At 69.0% G+C, this 13,665-nt stretch carries 15 protein-coding genes and 1 pseudogene; 5 read left to right on the top strand and 11 right to left on the bottom strand.

Annotated features, from left to right (window positions below; genetic code table 11):
* Positions 1 to 313, top strand: a pseudogene (locus tag VF536_RS15735) (hydroxymethylglutaryl-CoA lyase); the annotation flags it as partial.
* Between the two features lie 62 nt (positions 314 to 375).
* On the top strand, positions 376 to 1,371 hold the full coding sequence (locus tag VF536_RS15730) for a tripartite tricarboxylate transporter substrate binding protein (RefSeq protein WP_331615807.1): 996 nt from the start codon (positions 376 to 378) through the stop codon (positions 1,369 to 1,371).
* A gap of 13 nt (positions 1,372 to 1,384) precedes the next feature.
* Here the strand turns inward: VF536_RS15730 and VF536_RS15725 are convergent, their stop codons facing one another.
* From VF536_RS15725 to urtA, 6 genes are all read right to left on the bottom strand, one after another.
* Entirely contained in the window at positions 1,385 to 1,735 is a 351-nt protein-coding gene (locus tag VF536_RS15725) for a hypothetical protein (RefSeq protein WP_331615806.1), read from the bottom strand.
* Between the two features lie 103 nt (positions 1,736 to 1,838).
* Positions 1,839 to 2,543 (bottom strand): urea ABC transporter ATP-binding subunit UrtE, encoded by a 705-nt coding sequence (gene urtE / locus VF536_RS15720; protein WP_331615808.1) that lies wholly within the window; start codon positions 2,541 to 2,543, stop codon positions 1,839 to 1,841.
* Positions 2,544 to 2,592: 49 nt separating this feature from the next.
* Positions 2,593 to 3,429: an urea ABC transporter ATP-binding protein UrtD gene (urtD, locus tag VF536_RS15715; protein WP_331615805.1), complete on the bottom strand. Its 837-nt coding sequence runs from the start codon at positions 3,427 to 3,429 to the stop codon at positions 2,593 to 2,595.
* Positions 3,426 to 4,607, bottom strand: a complete 1,182-nt coding sequence (gene urtC, locus VF536_RS15710) for an urea ABC transporter permease subunit UrtC (protein ID WP_331615804.1) — start codon at positions 4,605 to 4,607, stop codon at positions 3,426 to 3,428. Before urtC ends, urtD begins: the two co-directional genes overlap by 4 nt.
* A gap of 18 nt (positions 4,608 to 4,625) precedes the next feature.
* On the bottom strand, positions 4,626 to 6,236 hold the full coding sequence (gene urtB, locus VF536_RS15705; protein ID WP_331615803.1) for an urea ABC transporter permease subunit UrtB: 1,611 nt from the start codon (positions 6,234 to 6,236) through the stop codon (positions 4,626 to 4,628).
* Complete coding sequence (urtA, locus tag VF536_RS15700; RefSeq protein WP_331615802.1) at positions 6,236 to 7,549, bottom strand: urea ABC transporter substrate-binding protein; 1,314 nt, start codon at positions 7,547 to 7,549, stop codon at positions 6,236 to 6,238. Before urtA ends, urtB begins: the two co-directional genes overlap by 1 nt.
* 127 nt (positions 7,550 to 7,676) lie before the next feature.
* Here urtA and VF536_RS15695 point away from each other — a divergent pair, with 127 nt between their 5' ends.
* Both VF536_RS15695 and VF536_RS15690 read left to right on the top strand, forming a co-directional pair.
* Positions 7,677 to 8,324 (top strand): 2OG-Fe(II) oxygenase, encoded by a 648-nt coding sequence (locus tag VF536_RS15695; RefSeq protein WP_331615801.1) that lies wholly within the window; start codon positions 7,677 to 7,679, stop codon positions 8,322 to 8,324.
* A 144-nt stretch (positions 8,325 to 8,468) separates the two neighbouring features.
* Positions 8,469 to 9,539 carry a hypothetical protein gene (locus VF536_RS15690; protein ID WP_331615800.1) on the top strand — a complete coding sequence of 357 codons (1,071 nt, stop codon included), beginning with the start codon at positions 8,469 to 8,471 and terminating at the stop codon, positions 9,537 to 9,539.
* A gap of 73 nt (positions 9,540 to 9,612) precedes the next feature.
* On the opposite strand, the gene VF536_RS15685 is transcribed toward VF536_RS15690, so the two are convergent.
* Together VF536_RS15685 and VF536_RS15680 are read right to left on the bottom strand one after the other, a co-directional pair.
* Complete coding sequence (locus tag VF536_RS15685; RefSeq protein ID WP_331615799.1) at positions 9,613 to 10,506, bottom strand: NAD(P)/FAD-dependent oxidoreductase; 894 nt, start codon at positions 10,504 to 10,506, stop codon at positions 9,613 to 9,615.
* Positions 10,496 to 10,966, bottom strand: coding sequence for an Rrf2 family transcriptional regulator (locus VF536_RS15680; protein ID WP_331615797.1), 471 nt, complete (start codon positions 10,964 to 10,966; stop codon positions 10,496 to 10,498). The genes VF536_RS15685 and VF536_RS15680 overlap by 11 nt, the downstream gene beginning before the upstream one ends.
* A gap of 148 nt (positions 10,967 to 11,114) precedes the next feature.
* Between VF536_RS15680 and VF536_RS15675 the strand changes: the two genes are divergently transcribed.
* A complete protein-coding gene (locus tag VF536_RS15675) occupies positions 11,115 to 11,336 on the top strand; it encodes a hypothetical protein (protein ID WP_331615796.1) in 222 nt (73 codons plus the stop codon).
* A gap of 29 nt (positions 11,337 to 11,365) precedes the next feature.
* Here VF536_RS15675 and VF536_RS15670 read toward each other — a convergent pair whose 3' ends face one another.
* From VF536_RS15670 to VF536_RS15660, 3 genes are all read right to left on the bottom strand, one after another.
* Positions 11,366 to 12,418: an AraC family transcriptional regulator gene (locus VF536_RS15670; RefSeq protein ID WP_331615795.1), complete on the bottom strand. Its 1,053-nt coding sequence runs from the start codon at positions 12,416 to 12,418 to the stop codon at positions 11,366 to 11,368.
* Positions 12,415 to 13,236: an oxidoreductase gene (locus VF536_RS15665; RefSeq protein ID WP_331615794.1), complete on the bottom strand. Its 822-nt coding sequence runs from the start codon at positions 13,234 to 13,236 to the stop codon at positions 12,415 to 12,417. Before VF536_RS15665 ends, VF536_RS15670 begins: the two co-directional genes overlap by 4 nt.
* A gap of 141 nt (positions 13,237 to 13,377) precedes the next feature.
* On the bottom strand, positions 13,378 to 13,665 hold a 288-nt coding region (locus tag VF536_RS15660), incomplete at its 5' end, for a helix-turn-helix transcriptional regulator (RefSeq protein ID WP_331615793.1).

Raw genomic sequence — 13,665 nt, 5'->3', positions numbered from 1 at the left:
CAACGTGATCGCGGCGATCGACGCCGGCGCGGACCGCTTCGACGCGTCGCTGGGCGGCATCGGCGGCTGTCCGTACGCGCCGGGCGCGACCGGCAACGTCTGCACCGAAGAGATCGTCCACGCGTTGCAGTGCATGGGCTGCGACACCGGCGTAGACCTGGAGCGGCTGATCGCCGCGGCCAAGCGTCTGCCGCCGCTGATCGGCCACGCGGTGCCGAGCCAGATCGTCAGCGCCGGCCGCCGGCTGGACCTGCATCCGCGGCCGCGCGACTTCGACGCGATCCGCGAGCGCGCGCTGGCCCGCGACGCCTGAGTTTTTCCCGCTTCACCCCCAACGACAACGCCGCCACGAGCGGCTTTCCCGGAGACAAGACCATGAACCGAATCCGCCGCCGCCTCGCCGTGGCCGCTCCCGCCGTTGCGCTGATCGCCACCGCCGCCGCCGCACTGGCGCCGATGACCGCCGCGCACGCGCAGTCCTATCCGAACAAGCCGATCACGATGCTGGTCGGCGCCGCGCCCGGCGGCACCACCGACATCGCCGCGCGCATGCTGGCCGAACCGCTGGGCAAGGCGCTGGGCCAGACGGTGGTGGTGGACAACCGCTCCGGCGCCAGCGGCGCGCTGGCGGCCGTCGCGACCAAGCGCGCGGAGCCGGACGGCTACACGATCCTGATGCAGTACTCCGGCTATCACGTGATCACGCCGCACATCCAGAAGGGCGCGTGGGAGCTGAAGGACCTGCGCCCGGTCGCCAACGTGCTGACGGCGCCGCAACTGATCGTGCTGCGCGAGGGCGTGCCCGCGAAGACCACCGCCGAGCTGATCGCCTATGCGAAGAAGAACCCCGGCAAGCTGTCGTTCGCGTCCTCGGGCAACGGCTCGCTGCAGCACGTCACCGGCGTGATGCTGGAGCAGCAGGCCGGCATCCAGATGATCCACGTCCCGTACAAGGGCACGGGCCCGGCGCTGCAGGACCTGCTGGGCGGGCAGGTCGATCTCACCTTCGGCACGCCGCCGCCGTTCATGCCCTTCATTGCGGCAGGCAAGCTGCGCGCGGTCGCGGTGACGGGCAAGGAGCGCCTGTCCTCCCTGCCCGACGTGCCGACCGCGACGCAGGCCGGCCTGCCCAACCTCGACGCGGGCTCGTGGTTCGCGGTGTTCGCACCGGCGAAGACGCCGCAGGCGGTGGTCGACAAGCTGACGACCGAGATCCAGAAGATCATGGCCACGCCCGAGTTCAAGAAGAAGGCCGCCGAGCTGGGCGCGACGGCGGACTACATGAACCCGCAGCAGCTGCAGGCACATTCCGATGCCGAGTTCCTGCGCTGGGGCAAGGTGATCAGCTCGGCGAAGATCCAGGCGGATTGAGCGACCTGCCCGATCAGCTCGGAGGCGCCAGCGTCGGCGGGATATCTTCCGGCGGAGGGGACCCCGCAGCGGCGTCCGCCGCCGGCGGTGGAAAGGCCGCGATCGCATCGATCAATTGCGCGGCCTGCCGTCGGGGAGTTTCCGCGAACAGGCTGGAGGCTGGGATCTGCTCCTTGAGGTCGGGCATGAGCGCCTCCGCGCTCGGTAGGGACGCCGGCGTTTCAGGTGCCACGTCGGCATCTGCCGGACCGGCGACGGGATCGTCGCCGGGCAGGGCAGCCTGATCGGGCGGATCGATCGGATCGATCGGATCGGCGGGACGATGGCCCGCGGGATTGTTCGCGGAAGGGTCAGGTTTTGACATCAGCACAGCTCCATGGGAAGAGCGTTGTCAGTGTGCGTGTGACACCCTTCGTTCGCCTGAGCTTGTAACAGCGTCTCCCGCTCGGCACCTGGCGTCGACCGTCTCAGATCGCCACCAGGCCGCGCACCTCCGCCGTCTGCATGTCCGCGTTGTTTCCCCGCGCGATGACGCTCCCGCGTTCAAGCACGAGGAATTCGTCGGCCAGTTCCGCCGCGAAGTCGTAGTACTGCTCGCATAGCAGGATCGCGACCGGGTGGCCGTCGAGGCCCTCGTCGGCCAGACGTCGGATCACGCGGCCGATGTCCTTGATGATGCTGGGCTGGATGCCTTCGGTCGGCTCGTCCAGGATCAGCAGCTTCGGGGACGCCGCCATCGCCCGCGCGATCGCGAGCTGCTGCTGCTGGCCGCCGGAGAGGTCGCCGCCGCGGCGCCTGAGCATCTGCTTGAGCACCGGGAACAACGTGTACAGGTGCTCCGGGATGGGCGTGCCGCCGGGCTTGCTCGCCAGGCCCATGCGCAGGTTCTCCTCGACGGTCAGGCGGGCGAAGATCTCGCGCCCTTGCGGCACGTAGCCGATGCCCGACCGTGCGCGCTGGTACGGCGTCGCGCGCGTGATGTCCGCGCCGGCCAGCGTGACGCTGCCCGCGCGGATAGGCACCAGGCCCATCAGGCTCTTGAGCAGGCTGGTCTTGCCGACGCCGTTGCGCCCGAGCAGCACCGTGATGCGCCCGGGCGAGGCGCTCACCGACACGTCGCGCAGGATGTGCGAACCGCCGTAGTACTGCTGGATGCCGATGGCCTCGAGCATCGGCGAGACGGCGGCGGCGGCGCCCGCCGGTCCGGTTCGTTCCTGAAGTTCAGCGTCCAAGATAGACCTCGATCACGCGTTCATCGGCTTGCACTTGTGCGAGCGTGCCTTCTGCCAGCACCGAACCTTCGGCCAGCACCGTCACCTTCTCCGCGATGCGGTCCACGAAGCCCATGTCGTGTTCGACGACGATGATGCTGTGCTTCCCTTTCAGCGTCAGGATCAGCTCCGCGGTGCGCTCGGTTTCCTGGTCGGTCATGCCGGCCACCGGCTCGTCGAGCAGCAGCAGCTTCGGGTCCTGCACCAGCAGCATGCCGATCTCCAGCCACTGCTTCTGTCCGTGGCTCAGCAGGCCGGCCGGGCGCGTCATCTGGTCGTCGAGGCGGATCAGCGTCAGCACCTCCGCCAGCCGGTCCTTCTGTGCGCCGCTCAACACGCCCCACAGCGACGCGCGCAGCGCGCGCGAACCCTGTAGCGCGAGCTCGAGGTTCTCGTAGACGCTGAGCGCCTCGAACACCGTCGGACGCTGGAACTTGCGGCCGATGCCGAGCTGCGCGATCTCGGCCTCGCTGTGGCGCAGCAGGTCGATGGTGCCGCCGAAGAACACCGTGCCGCTGTCGGGCCGGGTCTTGCCGGTGATGATGTCCATCATCGTGGTCTTGCCCGCGCCGTTCGGTCCGATGATGCAGCGCAGCTCGCCGGGCGCGATGTCGATGGACAGCCCGTTGATCGCGCGGAAGCCGTCGAAGCTGACGAACACATCCTCCAGGTACAGGATGCGGCCGTGCGCCAGGTCCAGCTGGCCCGGCAGCACCACGCGGCCGTAGCCGGGGCCGCTCGCGGCGCGCAGCCGCTCCTGGCCTTGTTCGAGCAGGTCGGGGCTCATGCCTTCGTCTCCACGGTCTTCTTGCCGAACTTGCGTTTGACCAGGCCCGCGATGCCGTCCGGCATGAACAGCGTGACCGCGACGAACAACGCGCCCAGCAGGTACAGCCAGTACTCCGGCGCGAACTGCGTGAGCCAGCTCTTCGCGCCGTTGACCGCGAAGGCGCCGACGATGGGCCCGACCAGCGTGCCGCGTCCGCCGACCGCGGCCCAGATGGCGATCTCGATCGAGTTGGCGACGCTCATCTCGCCCGGGTTGATGATGCCGACCTGCGGCACGTACAGCGCGCCGGCCAGCCCGCAGATCAGCGCCGACAGCACCCAGGCCGCCAGCTTGTAGGGCAGCGGCGAGTAGCCGCAGAACATCAGCCGCGACTCGGCGTCGCGCACGGCGCTGAGCACGCGGCCGAACTTCGCGCGGGTCAGCCAGCGCAGGCCGAGGTAGCAGCCGACCAGCGCGACCGCGCTCAGCACGAACAGCGTCATGCGCATGCCCGGCGTCGTGACCGACAGCCCCAGCAGCCGCTTGAAGTCGGTGAAGCCGTTGTTGCCGCCGAAGCCGCTCTCGTTGCGGAAGAAGAACAGCATCGCGGCGTAGGTCATCGCCTGCGTGATGATCGAGAAATACACGCCCTTGATGCGGGAGCGGAACGCGAAGAAGCCGAAGACGAACGCGATGCCGCCCGGGATCAGCAGCACGAGCAGCATCGTCGCGAGGAAGCTGTCGCTGAAGGTCCAATGCCAGGGCAGCTCTTTCCAGTCGAGGAAGACCATGAAGTCCGGCAGCGTGCTGCGGTACTGGCCGTCGGTGCCGATCTGGCGCATCAGGTACATGCCCATCGCGTAGCCGCCGAGCGCGAAGTACAGGCCATGGCCGAGCGAGAGGATGCCGGCGAAACCCCAGATCAGGTCCATCGCCAGCGCGCACATCGCGTAGCAGCAGAACTTGCCGAGCAGGCTGATCCAGTAGCCGTCGACGTGCAGCGCATGGCCGGCGGGCACCAGCAGGTTCAGCGACGGGAGCAGCACGCAGGCGACGGTCAGTGCGGCCAGCACGGCGATCCAGCCGCTGCGGGTGAGCAGCGCGGGGCGCTGCGGGAGCAGCAGGGCGGCGCCCGGAGCGGCTGAGGGGTCAGGCGTTGCGCCGGCGGGTGCGGGGAGGGGGGACGTCGCGGTCATGAGGGGATCCCTGCGCATTCAGGACTCCTGTGCGCGGCCCTTGACCGCGAACAGGCCCTGCGGCCGCTTCTGGATGAAGACGATGATGAAGAGCAGCACGGCGATCTTGGCCAGCACCGCGCCGACGACGCCTTCCAGCGCCTTGTTGGCCAGCCCCAGTCCGAGCGCCGCGAGCACCGTGCCGGCGAGCTGTCCGACGCCACCGAGCACCACCACCATGAAGGCGTCGACGATGTAGCTCTGGCCGAGGTCCGGGCCGACGTTGCCGACCTGGCTCAGCGCGCAACCGGCCAGGCCCGCGAGTCCGGAGCCGAGCGCGAAGGCGTAGGTGTCCACGCGCGCGGTGGGCACGCCCATGCAGGAGGCGATCGGGCGGTTCTGCGTGACGGCGCGGACGAACAGGCCGAGCCGGGTGCGCGCGATCAGCAGCGACATGCCGCCGAGCACGACCAGCGCAAAGACGATGATCACGAGCCGGTTGGCCGGCAGTGCGAGGCCGGGCATGAGACCGGGCAGGAGCGCGAGCGAGCCGCCCATCCACGACGGGCTTTCGACCGCGACGTTCTGCGCGCCGAAGAGCGAGCGCACTGCCTGCATCAGCACGAGGCTCAGGCCCCAGGTGGCGAGCAGCGTCTCCAGCGGCCGGCCGTAGAGCCAGCGGATCACGGTGCGCTCCAGCGCCGCGCCGACCAGCGCGGAGGCGAGGAAGGCGGCCGGCATGGCGACGATCAGGTAGGCGTCGAACCAGCCGGGCAACCACTGGCGGAAGGCGACCTGGACGAGGTAGGTCGCGTAGGCGCCGATCATCATCAGCTCGCCGTGCGCCATGTTGATGACGCCCATCAGGCCGTAGGTGATGGCCAGGCCCAGGGCGACCAGCAGCAGGATGCTGGCCAGGCTGATGCCGGTGAAGAGGGCGCCCAGGCGTTCGCCCCAGGCGAGGGTGTCTTCGACGGCGCGCAGCGAGCGCTGCAGCGCGCGTTTCACGTCGGGGTCCTGTTCGTCGGACAGGCGCTGGTTGAGCAGCAGCCGCGTCTCGGGGCTGTGCGATTCGCCGAGCAGCTTCGCGGCGGCGAGGCGCTTGGCGGCGTCCGGGCTCGCGGCGAGCGCGGCGGCGCGAGCGAGTTTCAAGGCGTCGAGGACGGTGGCGTCCTGTTCTTTGGCGATGGCGGTCTCCAGCAGCGCGACGCGGGCATCGTCGCCGCCAGCTTCCATCAGGGCCTTCGCGGCGGCGAGGCGTTCGACCTTGTCCGCGCTCGACAGGTGCAGCGCGGCCAGCGCGCCGTCGAGTTCGCCGCGCAGGCGGTTGTTGAGCATCACGTCCTCGAGCGAGGACTGGGCGTCTTGCGACAGCGCCACCGCCGCACCGGTGACGGCGTCGACGACGCCGGTCTCGGTGGTGATCAGCACGCGCTGATCGGGACCGAGCTTCACGCGTTCGTCGGCCAGCGCCTGCAGCAGCACGGCCGTGCGCGCATCCGGCGCCGCGACGAGTCTGCCGAGCGCGGCGACGCGGTCATCGGTCTCGCCCTGCGCCACGGACAAGGCCTGCGGCTGCGTCAGCGCCTGCGCTGTCGACGCGAGGCTGCCGATCGCCAGCAGGATTCCGAGGAGCAGGGCGCGCCGCATCACTTCTTCGCCGGCTCGTCAGGCTTGCCTTCGTTCCCGGCGATATACGGGCTCCACGGCTTGGCCTTGACCGGCGCGGGGGTCTTCCACACCACGTTGAACTGTCCGTCCGCGCGGATCTCGCCGATGAACACCGACTTGTGCAGGTGATGGTTCTTCTCGTCCATCTTGGACGTGATGCCCGACGGCGCGCTGAAGGTCTGTCCGGCCATCGCCGCGATCACCTTGTCGGTGTCGGTCGACTTGGCCTTCTCCACCGCCTGCTTCCACATGTTGATGCCGATGTAGGTGGCCTCCATCGGGTCGTTGGTCAGCGGCTTGTCCTTGTGACCCGGCAGGTTCTTCGCCTTCGCATACGTCGACCACTTCTTGATGAACGCATCGTTGGTCGGGTTCTTGATCGACATGAAGTAGTTCCACGCCGCCAGATGGCCGACCAGCGGCTTCGTATCGACGCCGCGCAGCTCTTCCTCGCCGACGGAGAACGCCACCACCGGCACGTCCTTGGCCTTCAGGCCGGCGTTGCCCAGTTCCTTGTAGAACGGCACGTTGGAGTCACCATTGATCGTCGACACCACCGCCGTCTTTCCGCCGGCCGAGAACTTCTTGATGTCGGCGACGATGGTCTGGTAGTCGCTGTGGCCGAAGGGGGTGTACTTCTCGTCGATGTCCGAGTCCTTCACGCCCTTGCTCTTCAGGTAGGCGCGCAGGATCTTGTTGGTGGTGCGGGGGTAGACGTAGTCGGTGCCCAGCAGCACCCAGCGCTTGGCGCCGCCGCCGTCCTTGCTCATCAGGTAGTCGACCGCGGGGATCGCCTGCTGGTTGGGCGCGGCGCCGGTGTAGAAGACGTTCTTGCTGAGTTCCTCGCCCTCGTACTGGACGGGATAGAAGAGCAGGCCGTTGAGCTCCTCGACCACCGGCAGCACCGACTTGCGCGACACCGAGGTCCAGCAGCCGAAGATCACCGCGACCTTGTCCTGCGTCAGCAGCTGGCGGGTCTTCTCGGCGAACAGCGGCCAGTTGGAGGCCGGATCGACGATCACCGGCTCGAGCTTCTTGCCCAGCACGCCGCCCTTGGCGTTGATCTCGTCGATGGCCATCAGGACGGTGTCCTTGAGCACCGTCTCCGAGATCGCCATCGTGCCCGACAGGCTGTGCAGCACGCCGACCTTGATGGTGTCGGCGGCGAAGGCGGGCAGGGCGGCGAGGTTCAGTCCGGCCAGCGCGCCGGCGACGGCCAGGGTCTTGAGGGCGTGGCGGCGCTGCGGACGGGGTGCGCGCGGTGTGCGGGCGGATTTCGGGTGCGACGACATGGGGAGCTCCGGTGGATGAAGGAAGACTTCGACGGACTTCGCAGGACTTCGGGAAGTGACCGGATGCTAGGAAGGAGGGGCCGCGGGGCATATACGGCACATGGCGTACATCCAGCAGAATGGGCGCATGCAAGCCCATTTCCACAACGACCGCGTCTTCACCGTGCCGGGTTTCCTTTCCCCCGAGGAATGCACCGAGGTGATCGTGCTGGCGGAGCAGAGCGGCTTCGAGGCCGCGACGGTGCGACTGGAGGCGGGGCAGCAGTTGCTGGCCCACATCCGGAACAACGAACGGACGATGGCGGCGAGCGCCGCCTGGGTCGAACGGCTGTGGGGCCGCTTGCGGCAGCTGCCGCTGCCGGAGCTCGACGGCTCGCGCCCGGTGGGCCTGCCGCGGGAGCTGCGCTTCTACAAGTATTCGGCGGGCCAGCGCTTCCGGATGCACAAGGACGGGCCGTGGCGCGAGGACGGCCTGGTGAGCCGGCTGAGCTTCCTGGTCTATCTGAACGAGGGCTTCGAGGGCGGCGAGACGGGCTTCCGCGACTTCGCCGTGCGGCCCCGGACCGGCGGCGCGCTGGTCTTCGTCCACGACACCTGGCATGAGGGCGCGCCCGTGACCTCGGGCACCAAGTACGTGCTGCGCTCGGACGTGATGTACGCGCCGGTGGTCGACGGGTCGGGAGACTCGAGGTTCGATTCCGGATTCGATTCGCGGTACGACTCCAGGTACGACTCCCGGTTCGATTCGAGCTTCGGCGGTGGTGACCGCTCGTAACACCTCGAAGAAGTGTGCGTGCACCGCCGGACTCGTCATCCCGTTGATGCAACATCCCGCCCCTTGCAGGACGAGGTCCCGACCCCCGGCAATGAGGGCATGAGAAGAACTCCGAACAACAGGAAAGCACCAGGAGGTGGCGCGATGACGATGACTGGAATGACGATGACGATGCCGGCCCCGCGGCCGGACCGCGCGATGGCGCGGTCGGTCGGTGGAATGGCCAAGGCGGTGCTGGCGGCGCTGATGCTGCTGGTGGCGATGCTGACGGGCTCGTCGGCCTGGGCCGCGCGCGACGACGGCCAGTGGCAGGTGTTGAGCGCGCGCTACGGTACGTCGCAGCGCAACATCGACGTGACCGACCGGCTGCGCGACCTGGCGCGGCGCGACGACCGCGTGCGGGTGACCAACGAGCTGTTCGGCAACGATCCGGCCTACGGCCAGTCGAAGACGCTGCGCATCTACGCGCGCAACCGGGACGGCGACAACCGCACTTTCGAGTTCCGCGAGGGCAGCATCATCGACGGCAACGACTTCACCGGCTGGCGCGGCGGCGAATGGGGCCAGGGCGGCGGCAACGGCAACTGGGAAGGCGGCGGCGGCCGCGACGATGGCGCCTATGCCATCCTGGGCGCACGTTACGGCGTGCCCGAGGCGAGCATCGACGTGACCGGCCGCCTGCGCGAGCTGGCGCGGCGCGACGCCAAGGTGCGCGTGACCAACGAACTGTTCCGTGACGACCCGGCCGTGGGTCGCTCGAAGACGCTGCGCATCTATGCCCGCGACCGCAGCGGCCAGGTGCGGACCTTTGACTACCGCGAAGGCGGCTGGATCGACGGCGGCCAGTTCACCGGCTGGGGCCGGGGCGACTGGGGGCAGGGCGGCTGGAACGGCGGTTGGGACGGCCGTCCGGGCAGCGCCGCCAACCCTGGCGGCTACAACCCCGGCGGCCAAGGTCCGGTCCAAGGTTCGGCCCAGGGCCGCGTGACGATCGTGCGGGCGTCGTATGGCGCCGGCAGCCGCTGGGTCGACGTGACCGAACGACTGCGCAACATCGGGCGCGGCGGGCCGCTGGACATCCGGGTCGACAACGATCTGGCGCCGCGAGATCCGGCGGTGGGCGAGGACAAGATCCTGCGCGTGTACTACACCGTGGGCCGGGGTCCGGAGCAGATGGCCGAGGGCCGCGAAGGCCACCGCCTGCGCATCCCCTGAACGCCGCTGCGGTCGGGCAGCCGGCCGCTTGCGCTTCGGCATGACGAGAGCCCCGTGAGGGGCTTTCGTCGTTTCAGAACATCGTCGAGCGGTGCGCGCCGAGGCCCGCCATCGCGCCGTCGGACACCGCGAGCGTGACGCTGCCTGCTGCGCGCGCTGCGTCGCCGCAGGCGAAGACGTGCTTCACGCTGGTGTCCTGCATCGGCCCGACCTGGATGAAGGGGCCCATCGGGCCGTCCGCCATCGCGCAGCCGAGCTGCGCGGCGATCGTGCTGGACGGCGTCGTGCGCGGCTGGGTGAACAGGCCGTCCATCGTCAGTGTCCGGCCGTCGCGCAGGACGACGTCGGCGAAGCCGTCGATGCGGACGATCGGCGTGGGCTCGACGCGGGTGCCGCGGCGGGCGAACTCGTCGAGGTCCTCGGCGCTGGGTTCATAGACGCCGTTCAGGAACAGCGTCGGCACGCCCCAGTCGGGCAGCATCATCGCGTGGTGCTGTGCCAGCGGGGACGCGGCGACGATGCCGATCCGGCCCTGGTCCAGCTCGTAGCCGTGGCAGTACGGGCAATGGAAGACGCTGCGGCCCCAGCGCTCGGCGAGACCGGGCACGGGGGGCAGCTCGTCGCGGACGCCGGTGGCGAGGATCAGGCGGCCGGCGCTGACCGCGACGTCGCCCACGCGGAACTCCAGCCGCCCGTCCGGCGCCACGCGGGCGTCGTCGGCGAGCCCGGCCATCCATTGCACGGTCGGATAGAGCCGCAGTTGACGGCGGGCTTCCTCGGCGATCGCGCCGGGCGCGCGGCCGTCCTGCGTCAGGAAGCCGTGCGCTTCGCCGTCGTGGTCGTCGACGCACTGGTTGCGCCGCTGTCCCGCGTCGACGACGAGCACCTGCCGGCGCGCCCGCGCCAGCTGGAGCGCGGCAGCCATGCCGGCATAGCTGCCGCCGATGACGGCGAAATCAATCTTCATGGTGATGTTCCTCGAGCCGATGGGGCGCATGGCCGCGCTCGACCATGCGCTGATGGAAGTCGTGCGAGAGCGTGGCGAGCGTCACTTCGCCGAGGCGTTGCAACAACAGGGCCTCGGCCTCCTGCACGGCGTTGCCGAGCGCGTCGTTGACGGCGCGGGCGACCAGGCATTCGGGGTGTTCCTCGCGGAAGCCGAGCGACACCAGCGACGCGCCGCCGAGCGCTTCATGCACGTCGCGCAGGGTGATGCGTTCCAGCGGGCACGACAGCACCCAGCCGCCGCCGTGGCCCTTCGCGGAGGCGACGAAACCCGCCTCGCGCAGACCGCCCATCAGGCGGCGCAGGACGACGGGATTGGTCTGCATCGCGGCGGCGAGCGCCTCTGACGTGGAGGGGCCGGCGCCCTCGGCCATGTGCAGCAGCACGTGGAGGACGTCGGACAGTTGGCTGTTGGACTTCATGCAACATTATGAGTTGCATGATGAAGGCATGGTTGTCAGTGGGGACTAAGCCCTAGCCCTGAGGTTTCCAACAATCTGCTATTTCTTTCCGAGTGCGCGCGTGAGGCAATCGACGACGTCATTGATCCAACTCTTGAGGAACCAGAGCATGAAGCGCAATCAACGAAGGAAAGAATCGAAGGGAACGGAGGAGCCGAAACCCCGCTGCAAGGTCACGATCGTCGGTGAAGAGGAGATGTGGGCATACAAGCGAGCCAAGCAAGCGAAGGACTACGCCAACGTCATGTCCGGCAGGATTGACGGGATGGCCATGGGTTGGTTCTCCGAAGAGCGCATGAAGACGGTCGAGATTCTCAACTCGCCGTATTGAGCGGAGGCGCGGCAGTGGGGTCGTGTCCCTCACTCATGCTGCTGTGTCTGCTCCCGCCACTGCGCCGGCGTCCTTCCCTCCCAGCGCCGGAACGCGCGCTGGAACGAATTGGCCTCTTCGAAGCCGAGGAAGAACGCGATCTCTCCCGGTGTGAACGCGGTGTCCGCGAGCAGCCGTCTCGCCGTCTCCAGGCGCACGTGATCGAGCACCCCCTGATAGCTGGTGCCGGCCTCGCCGAGCCGGCGCTGCAGCGAGCGGGCGCTCATGTTGAGCTCGCGCGCCAACGTGTCGATGGTGGGCCGGTCGCCGCGCATCATCTTCATCAGCGCCGAACGGGCCTGCGTCTCGATGCCGACCTCGCCCAGCGCGGCAAGCTGGGCATCGAGCGCCGGCACGAGCACCGCGAGCAGATCCTCGTTGCGCGTGACGAAGGGGATGTCCAGCGCCTCGACGTCGTAGACCAGCGCGTCGCCGACGCAGCCGGTGCGCACCTCACACCCGAAATGCGCCGCGTAGGGCCGGACATCCGCCGGCGTGCGGACCAGCTCAAGACGGCGCGGCACGATGGTTCGGCCGGAGCCCGCGCGCGCCAGCGCGTGCGCCGACGCGAAGGCCCCGTCGCTGATGACGTGGGGGCAGGGCTCCTCGGCCAGGATCCAATGGAAACTCAGGCGGGCCAGGTCGCGTTCGCCTTCGCGCTCGTTGCTGCCGCCGCTGCCGCTGCTGCTGCTGCGCTCCGCGCGCACCACGCGGACCTCTTCAGGACAGCACAGGCCCTTGTAGCGCGACAGGCGGGCCAGCGCGTCGCCGAAGGTCGCCGAGTGCAGCGCGGCCACCGAGACCGCCTCCAGCTGCGACGGACCGACCTCGCCGCCGATCTTCAATCCGATGAGGGGATCCCCCGAGAGCTCGGCGACCGCGCGCCAGAAGGCGAAGAACTGCCGCGTGGTCAGACCGGCCCCGGGTCGCCGGGTGACGCCCGCGGGAATCCCCGCCCGCGCGGCGACGACATCGACGTCGAGCCCGAGCGCGGCCAGGCGCGCCGACACGGAAGTCACCATCGGGATATGCGTCACTCTCATCGCATCGCCATCCTGATCATGCGGTCGAAGAGCCGGTCGGACAGGACGTAGCGCAGGAAGAGCATCGGGGCGGCGAGGAAGCCGCCGTGGTACCGGGCCTTCGGGCGTCTGGCCTTGAGCGCCTTGATCACCAGATCGCTGATCACTGTCGGTCCGGGGTTGTTGGTGATCTGCTTCTGCAGGTCGTTGAACTTGTTGGCGAGTCCGGCGTAGGCGCCCGTGCCGGAGTACCTCAGCGCTTCTTCCGAGGCGATGCCGGCCCATTCCGACGCGACGCCACCGGGCTCGATGACGACCACGTCGATGCCGAACTGTGCCACCTCGTTGCGCAGCGCGTCGGAGTAGCCTTCCAGCGCAAACTTCGAGGCGTGGTACCAGCCGCCCATCGGTGAAGCGAGCTTGCCGCCGATCGACGAGATGTTGATGATCTTCCCGCGGCCCTGCGCCCGCATGGCGGGCAGGCAGAGCTGGACCAGCCGCGCCGCGCCGAACAGGTTGGTCTCCATCTGCCGGCGGCCTTCGGCCAGGGGCACGTCTTCCAGCGCACCGTACTGGCCATAGCCGGCGTTGTTGATGAGGACGTCGATGCGTCCCTGCTCCGCGAGGATCCGGTCGACCGCGGAGGACATCGAGGCCTCGTCCGTCACGTCCATGGTCAGCGTCCTGCCGCCGGCCGCGCGGATGTCTGCCATCCGGTCGAAGCGTCGCGCGGTGGCGTAGACGAGGTAGCCCTCGGAGATCAGCCGCAGGGCGAAGTCCTTGCCCATGCCGGAAGAGGCGCCAGTGACGAGGGCGACGGGTTGGTGTTGGGGACGCATGTCGAGGTGTGGGCGGTTGAAGTGCCGTCATGGTCCGGGAGCGGCGACCCGCGCGCCAATCCGATCCCGCCAGCCTGTCATCCGATCGCGCCAGCCGACTACGCCGGCCGACTACGCCGGCTGATCACCCCACGACCCTCGTCACACTTCCCACTGCGGATGCATCTCCCTCACCCGCGTGAGCGCCATCGCCGCCGCCGCGGTGCGGGTCTCCACGCCGAGCTTGGCGTGGATGCGCTCCAGGTGCTTCTTCACCGTCGCGGGGCTGGCGCCGAGGATCTCGCCGATGTCGCGGTTGATCTTGCCCTTCACGACCCAGTAGAGCACCTCGGCCTCGCGCGCCGTCAGGCTGAAGGCCAGGCCCAGCGAGCGGATCACCGCGACGTCCGAGACCTCGCGCATCACGATCAGCCAGTCGTCGTCGCCGGT

Origin of the sequence: Roseateles sp. (assembly GCF_036486225.1) — a bacterium.
In the GTDB taxonomy this organism is placed as follows: domain Bacteria; phylum Pseudomonadota; class Gammaproteobacteria; order Burkholderiales; family Burkholderiaceae_C; genus Roseateles.
This window is presented reverse-complemented; position numbering and strand designations above follow the sequence as displayed.